At 62.3% G+C, this 17,640-nt stretch carries 16 protein-coding genes, 2 tRNA genes and 1 other annotated feature; of the genes, 9 read left to right on the plus strand and 9 right to left on the minus strand.

Translation table 11 applies throughout. The features are described 5' to 3' along the window. Nucleotides 1-208: 208 nt before the first annotated feature. Nucleotides 209-1,177 (minus strand): cysteine synthase A, encoded by a 969-nt coding sequence (gene cysK / locus BN1119_RS15455; RefSeq protein ID WP_041999937.1) that lies wholly within the window; start codon nt 1,175-1,177, stop codon nt 209-211. A 266-nt stretch (nt 1,178-1,443) separates the two neighbouring features. On the opposite strand from cysK, the gene BN1119_RS15460 reads away from it, so the two are divergent. Continuing rightward, nucleotides 1,444-2,565 carry a beta-ketoacyl-ACP synthase III gene (locus tag BN1119_RS15460; RefSeq protein ID WP_041999940.1) on the plus strand — a complete coding sequence of 374 codons (1,122 nt, stop codon included), beginning with the start codon at nt 1,444-1,446 and terminating at the stop codon, nt 2,563-2,565. A 101-nt stretch (nt 2,566-2,666) separates the two neighbouring features. Here BN1119_RS15460 and tsaA read toward each other — a convergent pair whose 3' ends face one another. Continuing rightward, the gene (gene tsaA / locus BN1119_RS15465; RefSeq protein WP_041999943.1) at nt 2,667-3,371 is read right to left on the minus strand and encodes a tRNA (N6-threonylcarbamoyladenosine(37)-N6)-methyltransferase TrmO; all 705 of its coding nucleotides are present in this window, start codon (nt 3,369-3,371) and stop codon (nt 2,667-2,669) included. A gap of 163 nt (nt 3,372-3,534) precedes the next feature. On the opposite strand from tsaA, the gene BN1119_RS15470 reads away from it, so the two are divergent. Next, nucleotides 3,535-3,924, plus strand: a complete 390-nt coding sequence (locus BN1119_RS15470; RefSeq protein WP_041999946.1) for an MAPEG family protein — start codon at nt 3,535-3,537, stop codon at nt 3,922-3,924. Nucleotides 3,925-3,932: 8 nt separating this feature from the next. On the opposite strand, the gene BN1119_RS15475 is transcribed toward BN1119_RS15470, so the two are convergent. The 4 genes from BN1119_RS15475 to cydD form a co-directional block, all read right to left on the minus strand. After that, nucleotides 3,933-4,319: a DUF488 domain-containing protein gene (locus tag BN1119_RS15475; protein WP_041999949.1), complete on the minus strand. Its 387-nt coding sequence runs from the start codon at nt 4,317-4,319 to the stop codon at nt 3,933-3,935. Between the two features lie 134 nt (nt 4,320-4,453). Further along, nucleotides 4,454-4,825 carry an Rcs stress response system protein RcsF gene (rcsF, locus tag BN1119_RS15480; RefSeq protein WP_041999952.1) on the minus strand — a complete coding sequence of 124 codons (372 nt, stop codon included), beginning with the start codon at nt 4,823-4,825 and terminating at the stop codon, nt 4,454-4,456. Nucleotides 4,826-4,935: 110 nt separating this feature from the next. Continuing rightward, nucleotides 4,936-6,666, minus strand: coding sequence for a heme ABC transporter ATP-binding protein/permease CydC (cydC, locus tag BN1119_RS15485; RefSeq protein WP_041999955.1), 1,731 nt, complete (start codon nt 6,664-6,666; stop codon nt 4,936-4,938). Next, nucleotides 6,659-8,428 carry a heme ABC transporter permease/ATP-binding protein CydD gene (gene cydD / locus BN1119_RS15490; RefSeq protein WP_041999958.1) on the minus strand — a complete coding sequence of 590 codons (1,770 nt, stop codon included), beginning with the start codon at nt 8,426-8,428 and terminating at the stop codon, nt 6,659-6,661. Before cydD ends, cydC begins: the two co-directional genes overlap by 8 nt. Nucleotides 8,429-8,629: 201 nt before the next feature. Here cydD and BN1119_RS15495 point away from each other — a divergent pair. Continuing rightward, a tRNA-Gly gene (locus BN1119_RS15495) sits at nt 8,630-8,703 on the plus strand. 75 nt (nt 8,704-8,778) lie between these two features. Then, a tRNA-Gly gene (locus BN1119_RS15500) sits at nt 8,779-8,853 on the plus strand. 146 nt (nt 8,854-8,999) lie between these two features. On the opposite strand, the gene arcA is transcribed toward BN1119_RS15500, so the two are convergent. Beyond that, entirely contained in the window at nt 9,000-9,719 is a 720-nt protein-coding gene (gene arcA / locus BN1119_RS15505) for a two-component system response regulator ArcA (RefSeq protein ID WP_041999962.1), read from the minus strand. Between the two features lie 386 nt (nt 9,720-10,105). On the opposite strand from arcA, the gene BN1119_RS15510 reads away from it, so the two are divergent. Together BN1119_RS15510 and BN1119_RS15515 are read left to right on the plus strand one after the other, a co-directional pair. After that, the gene (locus BN1119_RS15510; protein WP_041999965.1) at nt 10,106-10,525 is read left to right on the plus strand and encodes a DUF3293 domain-containing protein; all 420 of its coding nucleotides are present in this window, start codon (nt 10,106-10,108) and stop codon (nt 10,523-10,525) included. A 128-nt stretch (nt 10,526-10,653) separates the two neighbouring features. Continuing rightward, complete coding sequence (locus BN1119_RS15515; protein ID WP_041999967.1) at nt 10,654-11,133, plus strand: putative 4-hydroxy-4-methyl-2-oxoglutarate aldolase; 480 nt, start codon at nt 10,654-10,656, stop codon at nt 11,131-11,133. Between the two features lie 3 nt (nt 11,134-11,136). On the opposite strand, the gene BN1119_RS15520 is transcribed toward BN1119_RS15515, so the two are convergent. Continuing rightward, nucleotides 11,137-11,616: a hypothetical protein gene (locus BN1119_RS15520; RefSeq protein ID WP_041999969.1), complete on the minus strand. Its 480-nt coding sequence runs from the start codon at nt 11,614-11,616 to the stop codon at nt 11,137-11,139. Nucleotides 11,617-11,772: 156 nt separating this feature from the next. On the opposite strand from BN1119_RS15520, the gene BN1119_RS15525 reads away from it, so the two are divergent. Then, nucleotides 11,773-12,168 carry an META domain-containing protein gene (locus BN1119_RS15525; RefSeq protein WP_041999971.1) on the plus strand — a complete coding sequence of 132 codons (396 nt, stop codon included), beginning with the start codon at nt 11,773-11,775 and terminating at the stop codon, nt 12,166-12,168. A 131-nt stretch (nt 12,169-12,299) separates the two neighbouring features. On the opposite strand, the gene aceK is transcribed toward BN1119_RS15525, so the two are convergent. Further along, entirely contained in the window at nt 12,300-14,072 is a 1,773-nt protein-coding gene (aceK, locus tag BN1119_RS15530; RefSeq protein ID WP_041999974.1) for a bifunctional isocitrate dehydrogenase kinase/phosphatase, read from the minus strand. A gap of 156 nt (nt 14,073-14,228) precedes the next feature. Here aceK and BN1119_RS15535 point away from each other — a divergent pair, with 156 nt between their 5' ends. Both BN1119_RS15535 and thrA read left to right on the plus strand, forming a co-directional pair. Next, the gene (locus BN1119_RS15535; protein ID WP_041999977.1) at nt 14,229-14,924 is read left to right on the plus strand and encodes a tRNA/rRNA methyltransferase; all 696 of its coding nucleotides are present in this window, start codon (nt 14,229-14,231) and stop codon (nt 14,922-14,924) included. 75 nt (nt 14,925-14,999) lie between these two features. Further along, nucleotides 15,000-15,134 (plus strand) — a sequence feature (Thr leader region). A 25-nt stretch (nt 15,135-15,159) separates the two neighbouring features. Then, complete coding sequence (gene thrA, locus BN1119_RS15540; protein ID WP_041999980.1) at nt 15,160-17,619, plus strand: bifunctional aspartate kinase/homoserine dehydrogenase I; 2,460 nt, start codon at nt 15,160-15,162, stop codon at nt 17,617-17,619. Nucleotides 17,620-17,640 lie beyond the last annotated feature (21 nt).

Consider the following 17,640-nt stretch of genomic DNA (forward strand, 5'->3'; position numbering starts at 1 on the left):
TTACTTTGTGATACCTGACCCGCAAAAGGTGCGTTACGCCGCACAGGATATGAGATTTATCACAGAATGTCTGCTTTTTTTGTGGCAGCACTCCTTGTTATTTTACCCCAAAAAATAAGGGGGTCGACTGGCACTGTTTGGCGACAAGTTTAGCGTAAAAAAAAACGGCGCCCACCCGGGGCGCCATTTTTACGGAAACCAGCATCACTTACTGTTGCAGTTCCTGCTCGCTGAATACGCCGGCGAACAGGGCGCTGGAGAGGTAGCGTTCGGCGGCGCTCGGCAGCACGACGACTATGGTCTTGTCTGCGAACTCCGGCAGCTCGGCCAGACGGGCGGCAGCCACCACGGCGGCGCCCGAGCTGATACCGGCCAGGATGCCTTCCTCTTCCATCAGGCGGCGAGCCATCTCGATGGCCTCATCGCTGCTCACCTGCTCGACGCGGTCCAGCAGGGTCAGGTCCAGGTTGCCCGGAATGAAGCCGGCGCCTATGCCCTGGATCTTGTGGGGGCCGGGCTTTATCTCTTCACCCGCCAGTTTCTGGCTGATGACGGGGGACTCGGCCGGTTCGACCGCCACGGAGACGATGGCCTTGCCCTTGGTCTGCTTGATGTAGCGGGAGACCCCTGTGATGGTGCCGCCGGTGCCGACGCCTGCCACGAACACGTCCACGTCACCGTCGGTGGCGTCCCAGATCTCGGGGCCCGTGGTCTGCTCGTGAATTTCGGGGTTGGCGGGATTTTCGAACTGCTGCAGCAGCACATACTTGCCCGGCTCGGATTCGAGGATCTCGTTGGCCTTGGCGATGGCGCCCTTCATGCCCAGCGGTCCTTCGGTCAGCACCAGGTTGGCACCGAGCGCCTTGAGCAGCTTGCGACGCTCCAGGCTCATGGTGGCCGGCATGGTCAGGGTGATGGGATAGCCACGAGCGGCCGCCACGAAGGCCAGAGCGATGCCGGTGTTACCACTGGTGGGTTCGATGATCTCCTTGCCCTGGGTCAGGACGCCGCGCTTCTCGGCATCCCAGATCAGGTTGGCGCCGATGCGGCACTTGACGCTGAAGCTGGGGTTGCGGCTCTCGATCTTGGCCAGCACGCGGCCCTTGGTAACACGGTTGAGACGAACCAGCGGGGTCTGACCTATGGTCTGGCTGTTGTCCTCAAAAATCTTGCTCATGGTGCTATCCCTGTTTGTTACGGCGATGAAACAAGATTACTCTGAGATTCCTGAATGAGAAGTGACGTTTTGTTATAACAATATGTTATTACAAGATATAGGGTTTATACCCTCTCGTCTGAATTAATCGCCGACCCACACCGGGTGCCCGGTTATAACGACCCCTTGGGCCACGGCGGCGCCGGGGCGGGCCTGCGACTCGCCTGTCGCCGTCCCGTCCGCCTCGACCCCGATAAGCCGGGAACCAACCCGGCACAGGAGCAAAGATGACCCAGATAGTGATCAGCGGCAGTGGCCTCTATACCCCGCCTTTTGCCGTCAGCAACCAGGAGCTGGTGGATGCCTTCAACCAGTATGTGGACCTCTACAACGAGGAGAATGCTTCCGCCATCGATGCCGGTCAGCTCGCGGCCAGGCAGCACTCCAGCAGCGATTTCATCGAGAAGGCATCCGGCATCAAGAGTCGCTATCTGATGAGCAAGGAAGGGGTGCTGGATCCGGATATCATGCAGCCACTGCTGGCGGAGCGCCCCGACGAGCAGCCCAGCATCATGGTGGAGATGGCGGTCGCCGCCGCCGAGCAGGCGCTGCTCGCGGCCGGGCGCAGGCCCGAGGAGATCGATCTGGTCATGGTCGCGGCCTCCAACATGCCCCGTCCCTATCCGGCGCTGGCCATCGAACTGCAGCACTATCTGGGGGCGGCCGGCATGGCGTTTGACATGAACGTGGCCTGCTCATCCGCCACCTTCGGCATCAAGACGGCGGCGGATCTGCTGGCGGCGGGCACGGCGAAACTGGCGCTGGTGGTGAACCCCGAGATCTGCTCGGGCCATCTCAATTTTCGTGACAGGGACAGCCACTTCATCTTCGGCGACGCCTGTACCGCCGTGCTGCTGGAACGTGCTGAGGATTGCAAGGTGGCCAAGCCCTGGCATCTGGTGGCCAGCAAGCTGACGACCCAATACTCCAACAACATTCGCAACAACTTCGGCTTCCTCAACCGGCTCAGCCCCCGCACCCGCTTTGCCGACGACAAGCTGTTTCGCCAGCAGGGACGCAAGGTGTTCAAGGAGGTGCTGCCCCTGGTGTGCGACCAGATAGCCGATCAGCTGGCCGCCCAGGGCTGGGGCGTCGATGGCTTGAGCCGGCTCTGGCTGCATCAGGCGAACCTCACCATGAACCAGTTCATCGCCCGCAAGCTGCTGGGCCACGACGCCAGCCAGGAGGAGGCTCCGGTGATCCTGGACCGTTACGGCAACACCAGCTCGGCCGGTTCCATCATTGCCTTCCATCTGCATCAGCAGGATCTGCCGAGCGGTGCTCGCGGCGTGCTCTGCTCGTTCGGGGCCGGTTATTCCATCGGCAGCCTGCTGCTCGAGCGAGGGTGAAGCGACCTCTTGCCGTCGGGAGCAAGCCAGCAAAAAGGGCTCTTAATGAGCCCTTTTTTGTTGGCAACAGGATGTGACGCCACTGCCTCGGTACGGCCGTGTCAGGCGGGCTCTATGGCCAGCACCTCGCACTCGGGCTCCCGGATGCGAAAGCGCACATTGAGGTCGAACAGGCGAACCCCGTAGATCTTGTCGTCCGGCTTGCCCTGCTTGTAGGCGGGGCGAGGATCCTGGGCCAGCACCTCGCTCACCAGCTGACGCAGCTCGGGATGGGCCTGGCGCCAGGGTTGCAGCTGCTGCTCCGCCTCTGGGCTGAAACGCACGGTGAGCGGCGGGGTGGGGGCCTCGGGGGCGAAGCCACCCCGGGCGTGGGGCAGGCTGTCGGCGTAGGGGATGTAGGGCTTGATGTCGACGACAGGGGTGCCGTCCAGCAGATCCACGGCGCCCAGATCCAGCCACAACTTGCCACGCTCGCGGCCGACGCCGAGCAGCTCCACCACCGACAGACCCAGCGGGTTGGGGCGAAAGGTGGAGCGGGTGGCGAACACGCCGACCCGCTCGTTGCCACCCAGGCGCGGCGGGCGCACCGTCGGGTGCCAGCCCTGATCCATGGTCTGGTGAAACACGAAGCTGAGCCAGAGGTGGGAAAATTGCTCTATGCCCCGCAGCACGTCGGGCTGATCGTAGGGGGGCAGCAACTCGAGCCGGGCGCGGCTGGCGGTGACCAGACCGGGTTGGCGAGGGATGGCAAACTTCTCCTTGTAGGGGGAGTGGATCACCCCCAGGGTATCGATGTCGAATTTCACGCGGCGCGGCCCAAGCAGAATGGAGAGGGTAGAAAATCGGGGGCAATCTAGCACAGTTCCCTGCAAAAGGCATGAGCGGGCCGAGGCGGACGCCATCGCCAGGGGAGAGCGGTGCGGCTATAGTGCTGCCACTGATCGTCCCCGCCCATCTGGAGGAATCCCTATGATAGTCGCCCCCTATGCCGCCCTGCTGGCCTGCCTGTTTGTCTATCTGAGCCTGAGGGTGGTGCGTTTGCGTCGCCAGCTTCAGGTGGCGGTGGGGGACAGGCAGGAGCCGCGGCTCACCCGCGCCATCCGTGCCCATGGCAACTTCGCCGAATACGTGCCCCTGTGCCTGCTGCTCATCCTCTTCTTCGACGGTCTGGGCGGCCCCATCCCCCTGGTGCACGGGCTGTCACTGCTTCTGCTGTGTGGCCGCAGCCTGCATGCCTATGGCATCAGTCAGCCCAAAGAGGAGTTCAGGTTCCGGATCCTGGGCATGGTGCTCACCTTCACCAGCATGCTGGGGGCGGCCCTGGGGATCTTGCTGCTGACCCTGATCGATCTCTGGTAGGCACGGTATCAGGCCAGGTTGGCCCCCAGCTCGACGAGCAGCTGGCGCAGCACGGCGCGGTGGCAGTGGGCCTCCTGCTCGCAGTAGCAGCCGATGGCGATATCCGTATGGTGGGAGAGGGCCGCGAGCAGGGCCAGGCTGTGTCTCGCCTGGGGGCTGTTCATCTCTTTCTTGTATTGACGCACGAAGTGCGCCCACTGGGCCTGACTGGTGGCCCCCCGACCCAGCTTCATGGTGTCGTTGCTGGGGGCGAGGTCGGGATACCAGACGTCATACCAATCCTGGCTGGCAAATTCCTGCCTGGGCACGCCGCGGGGCGGGCGGCGTACCGTGCCGATGCGCAGCCCCTCTCCCGGCTGGCGCGGGCTGCCGAGGCGCACGATATGAATGCTCATCTTGCCTCCTGATGACGGACATGGGACGGGTTGTCCTGATCCTGCCCCCGGCCGAGGGGGCGGGTCAACCGGGGCGACGGGTCTGGTACGGGGGGAGGCAGAAACAAGCACCCCGGCCAGGCCGGGGTCGGGACTTATTTTTGTTCGGCGACCTTGAGGGCCTGACCGTAGCAGATGATCTGCTTGAGGCAGCCAGGGACATCGCTGTACTCGGCGCACTTGTCGATGGTGATGCCGTTGCCCCCCATGTCGGCCGCTCGGCGCCGGGCCAGGGTACGGGCCTCCCCGGCATTGGGGACCGGCTGGTTGGCATCGCTCTGGCAAGATTCCCCTTCCACTGTGCCGAGGTAGAGGTAGTTGAGCTCGGCCAGGTCGGCCTGATCATAGATGGTCACACGGCCCGGCTTGAAGTACTCATCGAAGTTCTCCTTGTCCAGGTTGCTGTTGAAGGCGAAGTTGGCACAGCCGGAGGCGAGCAGGGGCATCATCAGGATCAGGGGTTTCATATCGGCATCTTGTTGATCAGTGAGGGCAACATTATAGGGGCCAGTCGCCACCGGCGACCAGCCCCTATTTTATCTGGCGGCCCGGGAAGCCGGACCATGGCGGATGGCGATCAGGCCGGGGCCAGCCGCCGATACAGGCTCTGGTAGTAGTCGTCGGCCAGCAGCGCCTGGTGAGGGGCGCACAGCCGGATCTGGCCCTGCTCCATCAGGGCTATCCTGTCCATCTGCTCCAGACCCGTCAGTCGGTGGGAGATGAGCAATATGGCCCGATCGGACCCCAACCTCATCAGCAGCGCCATGATATCGCGCTCGGTCCGGCTGTCGAGGCCCTCGGTGGGCTCGTCCAGCAGCCAGAGCGGGGCATCGTGCAGCAGGGCGCGGGCGATGCCGATCCGGCGGCGCTCCCCACCGGAGAGCGGACGACCGCCATCCCCGAGCCAGGCATCCAGCCCGGCTTCATCCCTGAGCAGGGCATCGAGCCCGACCTGTTGCAGCACCTCGGTGAGCCGTGCATCGCTGGCATCGGGCGCCGCCAGGGTGAGGTTGTCTCGCAAGGTGGCGGCAAACAGATGCACCCGCTGGCTCACCACAGAGAGGGAGGCGCGCAGGGCCTCCTCGCTGTAGTCGGTGAGCGGGATCCCGGCCAGCAGGATCTGGCCGGACTGGGGCGTCCACTCCCGGGTCAGCAGTCCCATCAGGGTGGATTTGCCGCAACCCGTTTGACCCAGCAGCGCCAGCTTCTCGCCGGCCTGCAAGGTGAGGGAGCAGCCGTGCAGCACGGGCTGGGGGTTGCCAGGATAGGCGAAGTGGAGCTTGCTCAGCTGCAAGGCTCCCCCTTCGGCGCGCCGAGTGTGCGACCCCCAGACGGGGGGGCGGGCATCTTGCAGTATCTCGTTGAGGCGGCGGGCCGAGGCCAGGCTGGTGGAGAGGTGCTGGAAGGCTCCGGCCAGGGGCAGCAGAGCCTCGAAGCTTGCCAGGGTCGCGAACACCATCAGGGCCGTCTTGGGATCCGGCACCGCGCCCCCCACCCCATGGCCGGCGAGCCAGAGCATCAGGGTCAGGGTCCAGCCGCTGAGCAGCTGCACGGAGGCATTGGCCAGGCCGCTCACCCGGGCCATGCGGGCCTGGGCGCGGATCAGGGCCTGCTCGGCCTCTTGCAGCTCGGCGAGGGACTGGGGGGCGGCGGCGAACATCTGCAACTCGGCCTGACCGTCCAGATAGTCCACCATGCGGGTACGCAGGTTTGACTTCTCGGCGATGAGCTGGCGGCCCGGCGCGCGCCCGGCAAAATAGAAGACCAGGGGCAGGGCCAGCATGCCAAACAGCAGGATGGCCCCCAGGATCAGGGCGAGGCGCCCGTCAAAGAACGACAGGAAGAAGACCAGACCGGCTGTGCTGAGCAGAGCCGCCCCTATGGGGGTGAGCAGACGCAGGTAGACGTGGTCCATGGCGTCGATGTCGGCCACCAGTCGGTTGAGCAGATCCGCCTGACGAAAACCGGCCAGGGCGCCGGTGGAGAGCGGGGAGAGCTTTTGCCAGAACCAGACCCGCAGCCGGGTCAGCACCCGGAAGGTGGCATCATGGCTGACCACTCGCTCCCCCCAGCGGCCCGCGGTACGGACGATGGAGAAAAAACGTACTCCCCCGGCCGGGGTCATGTAGTTGAAGGTATCGCGGGTGGCGACCGCCATGCCGGCCACGGCGGCGGCAGAGAGGAACCAGCCGGAGAGGGAGAGCAGTCCCATGCCGGCCACCAGGGTGACCAGGGCGAGCAGCAAGCCCAGGGAGAGGCTCAGCCAGTGCTGGCGATAGAGACGCAGAAACGGCAATAAATCAGTCATCGAGAGATCCCCCGGCGCGTTGGGACAAGAGCTGGGCGAAGGGACCCTGCCCCTCGCTCAGGGTGTGATAGTGACCCTGCTCGACCAAGTTGCCATCGGCCAGCACCAGGATCTGATCCATGGTGCTGAGCTGATCGAGTCTGTGGGTGATCATCAGCAGGGTCTGATCCGCCATCGCTTGCTCCAGGCTCGCCATGATGGCCCGCTCCGAAAGCCGGTCCAGGCTAGCTGTGGGCTCATCCAGCACCATCAGCTGGGTGGACTTGAGCAGGGTGCGGGCCAGGGCCAGGCGTTGGGCCTGACCGACGGAGAGACCACCGGCCTGATCGCCGAGGGGATAGTCGAGCCCCTTTTCCCTGGCAAATTCCCAGGCCTGGGCGCCCTTGAGGGCCTCTTCCAGCTCGCGGTCGCTGGCCGTCGGTCTGGCCAGCAACAGGTTGTCGCGCAAGGAGGCATGAAACAGTTGCGGATTCTGGGAGAGCCAGCCCAGGCTCAGACGCCATTGACTCATGTCCAGGCTGGCCAGCTCCTGGCCATCGACCTTGAGCTCGCCGCGATAGGGGGCGAAACCGAGCAGGGCGTTGACCAGGGAGCTCTTGCCCGCCCCGCTGACCCCGACCAGGGCAGTGCGCGAGCCGGGCGCCAGGGTGAAATCGAGGGGGCCGACCAGCACCTTGCCCTCGGCGCTCAGCACCTCCAGGCCCCGGGCCTCGACCCGGATCGGGCGGGTGGCCGCAAAGGGCTGGTTGCCGCTGGCGGGCTCGGCGACCTCGGCCTCCAGAAATTCGAGCAGCTGCTCGGCGGCGCCGATGGCCTGGGCCTTGGCGTGATAGTGGGCGCCCAGCTCCCGCAGCGGGGCATAGAACTCGGGAGCGAGAAACAGCACGAACAGGCCGGTAAACAGGGTGACCTTGACGCCGTAGCTGCCAAAGTTGAGGTGATCGATATAGGAGAAGCCGAAGTAGACCGCCACCAGCGCCACCGACAGGGCGGCGAAAAACTCCAGCACCGCCGTGCTCAGGAAGGCCAGGCGCAGCACCTCCATGGTGCGCACCCGAAAATCTTCCGACGCCTCCTCAATCTCTTTGCCCTCGGCCTGGGTGCGCATGAAGAGTTGCAGGGTGCGCAGCCCCTTGAGGCGATCGAGGAAATGACCCGAGAGGCGGGCCAGGGCATGGAAGTTGCGCCGGTTGGCGTCGGCGGCGCCCACCCCTACCAGGATCATGAACAGCGGGATCAGGGGGGCGGTACCGAGCAGTATGATGCCGGCGGCCCAGTTGATCGGGAAGACGGCCACCAGGATCAGCACGGGGATGAAGACGGCGATGGCCATCTGTGGCAGGTAGCGCGAGAAGAAATCCTGCATGTTCTCTATCTGCTCGAGCAACAGGCTGGCCCAGCTCCCCGCCGGTCGGCGCTGGATATAGGCGGGGCCAAGGCGGCTCAATCGGGTCAGCACCAGTGCCCTGATGGTCTGGCGCACGGCGGCGCCGGCCTTGAAGCTGGTCACCTCCCGGCCATAGGCGAGCAGCGCCTTGCCCAGAGTGACCAGCAGCAGGGCGATGAACAGGGGGATCTGCTGCTCGGGTCGGATCCCCGCCATGATGAAGCCGTGCAACAGGGTGGCCAGCAGCCAGGCCTGAGCCACCATCAGGCTCCCTTGACCCAGTCCGCACAAAATGGAGAGACCGATCCAGCGGCGGCCGTGACTCGACTGCTTGCGCAACCAGCCATAAAGACGTGTTTGGGTTTTCTTATCCATTACCAGCTTCCTCGCTTCGAGTGGCGCAAGACTATCCTCGGCCCCTGGCCTTGGCAACCTTGTCGATCTCGGGAGATGAGGCGAGGTGCTGTAAAAAGCAACGACCTGCTCATTCGTTGGTCGAACAGCTTGATTTACTGTAAAAAAGGGGAAGTGTGCCATTGCGCTTGGCGACAAAATGCATATAGTAGAGGCCCTGACGCGGGTGTAGTTCAATGGTAGAACGGTAGCTTCCCAAGCTGCATACGTGGGTTCGATTCCCATCACCCGCTCCACATTCAAGGCATGTGGAGCCCTGCGCTTCCAGGCCGTGGTGACATCGACAGATGCACCGTACTCTCTGATGCCAGGCGGGCATCGTATAATGGCTATTACCTCAGCCTTCCAAGCTGATGATGCGGGTTCGATTCCCGCTGCCCGCTCCAGCTTTCATGCAAAAAGCCCACTCCTGCGAGTGGGCTTTTTGTTGTCTGCTTGCCGGGCCTGAATCACGAACCCCGGTCCGTCTTGCCTCGCGCCCGGGCAGCAAAAAGGCGCCTGGGTGGCGCCTTTTCCTTATCCGTCTGCTCGCTTATTCCTGCTCGAGCTCGCCGCAGAAGCGGTAGCCTTCGCCATGGATGGTGGCGATGATCTCTGGGGTATCCCCCACGCTCTCGAAGTGCTTGCGGATGCGGCGTATGGTCACGTCCACGGTGCGGTCGTGGGGCTTGAGCTCGCGGCCTGTCATCTTCTTGAGCAGCTCGGCACGGGTCTGGATCTGGCCCGGGTTTTCACAGAAGTGCAGCATGGCGCGAAACTCGGAGCGGGGCAGCTTGAACATGTCGCCGGTCGGGCTGACCAGGGCCCGGCTGTTGATGTCCAGAGCCCAGCCGTTGAACAGGTAGCGTTCGACCTGCTTCTTGTCTTCACCACCGGGCAGCACATTCATGGTGCGGCTCAGCAGATTGCGTGCCCGTATGGTCAGCTCGCGGGGGTTGAACGGCTTGGTAATATAGTCGTCAGCGCCAATCTCCAGCCCCAGGATCTTGTCCACCTCGTTATCCCGACCCGTCAGGAACATCAGGGCAATGTTGTCATCCTCGCGCAATTCGCGGGCCAGCAGCAGACCATTTTTGCCCGGCAGGTTGATGTCCATGATCACCAGATTGATGGTGTGGCTGGTCAGGGCCTGGTGCATCTCGTCACCGTTATTGGCTTCCAGCACGACGTAGCCTTCGGCTTCGAAGATGCTTTTGAGGGTATTGCGGGTAACCAGCTCGTCTTCGACGATCAGAATATGTGGTGTTTGCATGAGTTTTCCCAGATTCTTATCAGTTAATTAGCTAAATTTTAACACTTTTGGCGTTACCCGAGCCGTCTAGGACGGAGCCTGAAAATTTATTACGTCATCCTGGGTATGAGCTTAGGATCGGGTAATCACGAATTTGGTATCAATGCTGGCCAACATCCCTGCGCCATCTGAAGGCTCTCAACCCTGGCGGGAGAGAGAAGCCGGAAAGGTAGTCCATTACGTAAAGTTGCCGCATTTTATCAGTTAACAGGCGCATAACAACAGTCTTTGCTGTCAGATAGCAACTTTTTAACTCTGGTTTGATATAGGTCAAACCCTGACCTGGCAGCATAATAGTGGGGCTGCACCCGCTTTTCGCCACTTATTTATGTAATGAAATGTAACATATGATTGACATGATTTTGTGGGAAAACTACAGAAATATCTGCTTTATCGCCCCGTTTTCCGCGCCAACCTGGCCTGGTTACACCATTTTGACCGCCTGCAACCCCGCCAGCCTGGCGGTGGGGGAGAGGCGCAATGGGCGGCGCACCCGCGCTCTGCTGCGCGCCGTCACCGGGTGGGAGCATCGTTTTCCGATCCAGGCCGGTGATCCCGAGATGCACTGGCAGGAGTGGTCGCTGGCCCTGGCATGCTCCGCCGAGGAGGGACATGCCCTGGCGGCGCGTTTCGGTCAGAATGCCCTTTATCGGGTCGAGCAGGGCCAACTCTGGTTGCAACCCGTCTTGCTGGACGGGTCCGCCGTCTGCCTGGGGGAGATAGGCTCATTCTGGCGCCAGAGTGCGATGACAGCGCCAGGGAGATGAATGGCGGGGCTCTTCGCCAGCAGGAGATCGTCAGCAGGAGTGTGCTGCGGGGGGACTCGTTCAGTCTTGTTCATCCCTGAGCTTGATGAAACAATGAGCAACACCATATCCAAGGAGAGGAGTGAATCATGCTGGATCTGCTGCCGGATCTTTGCGACGAGCATGGCGATGCCTTGCAAGTGGCAGAGCCCCTGTTTCAACACTTTGGCGCGAACGCCATCTTCTATGGTGAGGCGGTGACCCTCTCCTGTTTCGAGGACAACAGCCTGGTGCGGGATCTGGTGGCCCGGCCCGGCCATGGCCGCGTCATGGTCATCGATGGCGGTGGTTCGGTGCGGCGTGCCCTGCTAGGGGATCAGCTTGCCATCAAGGCGGTCGACTCCGGGTGGGCCGGGTTTATCATTCATGGCGCCGTGCGGGATGTGGCTACCCTCAACACACTGGCCCTCGGCGTCAAGGCGCTGGCGGCCTGTCCGGTCAAAACCGAGAAACGTGGCATGGGTACGGAAGGGGCTGTCCTGCATTTCGCCGGGGTCACCATATCGCCTGGGGATTTCGTCTATGCGGATCTCAATGGCGTCGTGGTCAGTGCCAGTCGCCTCATCTGATCATCAGAAATGAAACCCCATGCCGATGCTCAGCGACTGCTCGGCCGTGAGGGGGCTGATGCCATAGTTGGCGGTCAGCGCCAGGTAGGGGAGCTGCAGTCGGCTGTTGAGTTCGAGCTGGGTGGTGGCGCTGCCCAGCTCACGCTGGCTGAGCTGGCTGCCGACATGGAGTTGCGGGCTTAGCTGGTAACGTAATCCCGAGGCCAGGTTGAACCCGGCCTTGCGGGTATCGGTCGAGCCGGCCGGCCCTCCTTCCATGAAGAGAGTGACATCATCCATGATGTTGTACTGGTAACCCGTGTTGATAAGCCAGGTATCGAAGGGATCTGCTCTGCCATCTCCTCTGGGGTCTTGCAGTATTCCCGAATAGCTCCTCAGATAGACCTCCCCCTCACCGGGATCCTGGTCGAGCAGATCCCAGTCGGCGGCGATGCAGTTGAGGCTACAAGCAGATAACAGCAGACAGATGAGTGAGTTAGCCATTCATTCCCCCTCCATGGGTCCCGAACAGGATCACAAGCATGGCACATGCCAGCATGCTGTAAAGGGACTCATTCAAAATTGAAGGGGTTTGCTTTGCGCGTTCAGCATGGTAAACAGAGCCGTCCATTTTATTGCACACAACCGAGAGGGGATCCCATGAACAAGAATCTGATGCTGCTGGCCGCCCTGGCCCTGGGAGGCTGCGCCATGACATCCGGCTCCAACACGGCACAACTGCAGGCACACCCCTGGCAGCTGCAAGGGGCCGATGGCGATGGTTTTACCCTGCAGGTCTCCGAAGGCAAGGTCGCCGGCAAGGGTGGGTGCAACCGCTACTTTGGCGGGATCACCCAGCTCGATGAGCAGGCCCTGACCCTGACGGGCATGGGAGCAACCCGCATGATGTGTCCGGGGGATCTGATGGCAAGGGAGGGGGATTATTTCCAGAAGCTGAGCCAGGTTGCCAGCTACCAGGTCAGCGCCAATCAGCTGGTGCTCAAGGATGCGAGCCAGACGACCCTGCTCACCTTCGAGGCCAGACCGGCTCAGTGACACGCCGTGGCGGGTCAGAGTCTGTCGCGTCCGCTACCTGGTCTGATGCTTTCATGACTCAGGGTTGACAGGGCTGGCTTTTGCCTGAGCAAAAGGGAGGGGCGCCGCGGCGCCCCTCTGCATTTTCTGGCTCAGGGCTTGGCAGCCCCCGTTCTGGATGGCTCCGCCGCTGGCTCACCCTCTCCTTGCTGGTAGCGAAAGCGCTTCTTGCGCCGATAGGGGTAGACATCCTCGAAGGCCCCCCCCTGGATGTTGCGTTGCAGCCCTTGCCAGTAGCTGGCATCGAACAGCTCCTTGTGCAGTGCCATCATGATGCTTCTGACCTGGGGTTTTTGCAGCAGGAAGGTGGCGAACTCTTCGGGAAAGATGTCGTTGGGGGCCACCGAGTACCAGGGCTCGGCGCTGAGTTCGTCTTCCGGGTAGCGTGGCGGCGGGATCTGGCGAAAGTTGCACTCCGTCATGTAGCAGATCTCGTCGTAGTCGTAGAAGACTACACGGCCGTGGCGGGTCACCCCGAAGTTCTTGAACAGCATGTCGCCGGGGAAGATGTTGGCCGCCGCCAGCTGGCGGATGGCGTTGCCGTACTCCTCAAGGGCCAGTCGGGTCTGCTGCTCGTCCGCCTGATCCAGATAGAGATTGAGGGGGATCATCTTGCGCTCCGTGTAGAGGTGCTTGATCACCAGCTTGTCGGCGGTGAGGGTCAGTGCTGAAGGTGCAACCCGTTGCAACTCGCCCAGCAGTTCGGGGGAAATCCTCTCCAGGGGAAACTCGAAGTTGGTGAACTCCTGGGTATCGGCCATGCGGCCGACCCTGTCGTGCTGTTTGACCAGCCCGTACTTCGCCTTGACCTGCTCGTGGCTCACATCCTTGGGGGGAGTAAACTCGTCCTTGATCACCTTGAATACCACGTCGTAGGAGGGGAGGGTGAACACGCTCATCACCATCCCCTTGATGCCAGGCGCGATGACGAAGCTATCCCGGCTCATGGCCAGATGCTGGCGGTAATGGCGATAGAACTCCGTCTTGCCGTGCTTCTGGCAGCCGATGGCGTTGTAGAGTTCATAGTCCGGCTTGTGGGGCAGGATCTGGCGCAAGAAGGCGACGACCAGCGCTGGCTCAGGGGCATAGACCATGAAGTAGGCGCGGGCGAAGCCGAACACGATGGAAGCGAGCTCGGGCTCGAAGATGACGGTGTCCACATAGATGCTCTGCCCCGTGCTCAGCAGGGGCAGTATGAAGGGAAACACCCGATCCCCGGCCCTGACGAGCCCCACCAGATAGGCCCCCTTGTTGCGATAGAACACCTCGCGCAGCAGCTCCAGGGTGAAGGGGCCCTCGCGCATCTGTGCCGGGCCATGGTCGTGGAGATGGCGACAGATGTCACCGAGGTCGCGCTCCTTGTCCTCAAAGGGCAGGGTGAAGGGGTAATCGGCAAACAGCTGACGCAGGGTCTGGGGCAGGTCTGCCTGGCTGCTGGGATAAATCCGCAGAAGGGCCGACAGATCCGGGTGCTCGCCGCGACTGCGAAACGGGTGTATGTAGAGATTTTCGTCGCGGATGTTGCGATGGCGGAAGATGCGCCGGTAGACGGAGTTGAAGAAGGACTCCGCCACCTCGAAGTTGGCGCAGCCCGGCAGCAGATCGCTGAAGGCCCCCTTCACCTGCTTGAGCAGGGCCTGGGTCGGCAACTGCTCTCCCATCATCTGTTTGATCTGCGCCGTGGTGGCGCCGACATGGTGATCATAGAGACGGATGCGCTCGCGCCCCGCTAGCTGGACGCCGAGCCAGTCCCCGTTCTCGAAGCGGCTCTTGCTGCCCTGGGTTATCTCGAGAAACCGGCTGTAAAATGATTCGAACCGCTGCAGTATGGTCTCCGCCACCGCCTGTCCCAATGTTGTTTCCATTGCCACCTTCCTTGTGGTTGTTCGGCCCCATCTGCCCCTGATTTCACCGACGTTCACGGCCACTATGGCAACATTAAAACATCTGTTCAAGTGGCATTTTTCGGGGATAAGCGGTAGATTTCGCCCCTTTGCAGCCCTGCCCGCGAGGAAGTACCCATGAAGCTCTATTTTGTCCTGATGGCGCCCGCCCGCCCACAGAATGTCGGGGCGGCCGCCCGCGCCATGAAGACCATGGGCTTTGACGCCATGCGGGTCGTGGCGAGCCGTGTCCATCAGGAGGAGGAGGCGAGCTGGGTCGCCCACGGCGCTCAGGAGATCCTGGCCAATGCCGAGGCGTTCGATACCTTGCCAGAGGCCCTGGCGGACATGGATCTGGTGATCGCCACCACGGCGCGCCAGCGTGGCCGCTACCAGCACTACCTCACTCCGGGGGAGGTGCGGGATCAGATCCGCGCCAAGCCCTCCCTTGAGAAGGTGGCCATCCTGTTTGGCTGCGAGGAGTCGGGCCTCTCCAACGAGCAGCTCGCCCAGGCCGACCTGCTCAGTTATCTGCCCCTCAAGGTGAGTTATCCCTCCTTGAACCTGGGACAGGCGATCATGCTGTATGCCTACGAACTGAGTCCCCTGCTCGACGAGCCCGAAGCGGTAGCAGAAAATATTGATAGCAGTGGTCAGGTTCGGGTGCTAAAGAGCAAAACAGCAGAAATACTTGGTGAACTCGGTGTCTCTCAGGATGAAAAGCTGCACCAATGGGTGATGGACCGGGTGCCTATGCTGCCGCAACGGGATTTGAATATGCTGCATCTGCTCTGCAAAGACCTCGTCCGCCGGTTTGAACGCAAGGAGTCGTGAGGTTTAGGTTGACAGCTCAAGGCCCGGCGGGGTATTGCTAAAAGCCAGCTTCGTTCAAGAGTGTTCGTCATGCCGCTATTCACCAACGTCATCACCACCACCATTATTACCGGTACCACCACAGGTGGGACTGGGGCCGGTTGATGCGCTGACGAACAAGCACAGAAATCAGAAAAAGGCCCGTACCCACCCAGTACGGGCCTTTTTGTTGCGCAATTTACAGGGAGAGAAAGCAATGAGAGTGTTGAAGTTTGGCGGGTCGTCACTGGCCGACGCAGAGCGTTTCTTGCGGGTAGCCGATATCGCGGTCAATACCCATGGTCAGTCCCAGGTGGCCCTGGTGCTGTCGGCTCCGGCCAAGGTGACCAATCACCTGGTGGCCCTGGTGGAGCAGACCAGCCGCGGCATGGATGCCAGCAATACCCTGTTCGAGATCAACGGCATCTTCTCCCGCCTGCTGGCCGGCTTGAAGGCGGCCTGGCCGGCGCTGGATGACAAGGCGCTGCAGGCTCGCCTCACCGCCGAACTGGATCGGGTGGAGCGACTGATGCAGGGCATCCGTTTGCTGGGCCAGTGTCCGGACAATGTCCAGGCCCACATCCTGAGCCGTGGCGAGAACCTCTCCATCGCCTTCATGCACGAGCTGCTGCGGGTGCGCGATCTCGAGCTGGATCTCATCGTGCCGGAGCAGCTGCTGGTGACCGACGGCGGCTACCTGGAAGCCCATGTTGACATCGAGGCCTCCCGGGTGCGTTTCGCCGCCAAGGGATTGCGTACCGACTGTCTCTACCTGATGCCGGGCTTCACCGGCGGCAGCGACAAGGGCGAAACCGTGCTGCTGGGCCGTAACGGCTCCGATTACTCCGCCGCCGTGCTGGCTGCCTGCGTGGATGCCGAATGCTGCGAGATCTGGACCGACGTGGAAGGTTGCTACAACTGCGACCCGCGCCTGGTGCCGGATGCCTACCTGCTCAAAACCCTCTCCTATAAAGAGGCGATGGAGCTCTCCTATTTCGGTGCCAAGGTGCTGCACCCGAAAACCATCGCCCCCGTGGCCCAGTTCCACATCCCCTGTCTCATCAAGAACAGCTTCAATCCCCAGGGGCCGGGCACCCTCATCGGCGCCGAGCAGGGGGATGATGATCTGAAGGTGAAGGCCATCTCGGACTTGTCCGGCATGTGCATGGTCAACGTCTCCGGCCCCGGCATGAAGGGCATGGTCGGCATGGCGGGTCGCATCTTCTCCGCCGTCTCCCGCGCCGGGGTCAGTATCGTCCTCATCACCCAGTCATCTTCCGAGTACAGCGTCAGCTTCTGTATCCACAGCTATGACTGCGACAAGACCCGCAAGGTGCTGGAGCGCGAGTTCGAACTGGAATTCAAGAACCAGCTGCTGGACCCGCTCGAGATCATGCAGGATCTCGCCATCATCTCCCTCATCGGCGATGGCATGCGCACGGCCAAGGGGATGGCCGCCCGCTTCTTTACCTCTCTGGCTCAGGCATCCATCAACATAGTCGCCATCGCCCAGGGCTCGAGCGAGCGATCCATCTCCGCGGTCGTGCGCTCTGGCAAGGTGGCTGAGGCCATCAAGGCGTGCCATCAGAACTTCTTCGGCAGCCAGCAGTTCATCGATCTCTTCGTGGTCGGGGTGGGCGGTGTCGGTGCGGCCCTGGTGGATCAGATCGCCCGCCAGCAACCGGTACTGGCGGAGCAGGGCACCGGCCTGCGGGTGGTCGGCATCGCCAACAGCCGCCAGATGGTTGCCAACAAGGATGGCCTGAGCCTCGCCAACTGGCGTGAACAACTGGTGGAAGCGCAAGGCAGCTTCAGCCTGGAGGCGGTCAAAAAGCTGGTGGAAGAGAGTCACCTCATCAACCCGGTGATCGTCGATTGCACCTCGAGCGAGGCGGTCGCCGTCCAGTATGCGGACTTCCTGGCGGCCGGCTTCCACGTGGTCACCCCGAACAAGAAGGCCAATACCGGGTCGCTCGATTACTACAAGGCGCTGCGCCGCACCGCCCGTCAGACCCGCCGCAAGTTCCTGTACGAGACCAACGTGGGCGCGGGCCTGCCGGTCATCGAGAACCTGCAGAATCTCATCAAGGCCGGTGACAAGCTGCGGGCTTTCGACGGCGTCCTGTCCGGGTCCCTCTCCTTTATCTTCGGCAAGCTGGACGAGGGCATGTCGTTTAGCGAGGCTACCGGCATTGCCCGCGGCAACGGCTTCACCGAGCCGGATCCCCGCGACGATCTCAACGGCATGGACGTGGCCCGCAAGCTGCTCATCCTGGCCCGGGAGGCCGGCATGGCGTTGGAGCTCTCCGACGTGGAGGTGGAGCAGGCGCTGCCGCCGGGCTTTGATGTCAGTGGCGACGTGGATGCCTTCATGGCCCGCCTGCCCGAGGCCGATGGCTGGTTCCGCGATCAGTTTGCGGCGGCCCAGCGTGAGGGCAAGGTGCTGCGCTACGTCGGCTCCATCGAGGGGGGCAAGTGCAAGGTCGCCATCAAGGCGGTCGGCGCCGACGAGCCCCTGTTCAAGGTCAAAGACGGGGAGAACGCGCTCGCCTTCTTCTCCACCTATTACCAGCCCATTCCGCTGGTGCTGCGCGGCTATGGCGCAGGAACCGAAGTGACTGCCGCCGGCGTTTTCGCCGACGTGCTGCGCACCCAGAACTGGAAGCAGGAGCTGTAACATGAGTTCAGCGATGAACCC

It is taken from the genome of Aeromonas bivalvium, from assembly GCF_000819765.1.
Lineage (GTDB): Bacteria > Pseudomonadota > Gammaproteobacteria > Enterobacterales > Aeromonadaceae > Aeromonas > Aeromonas bivalvium.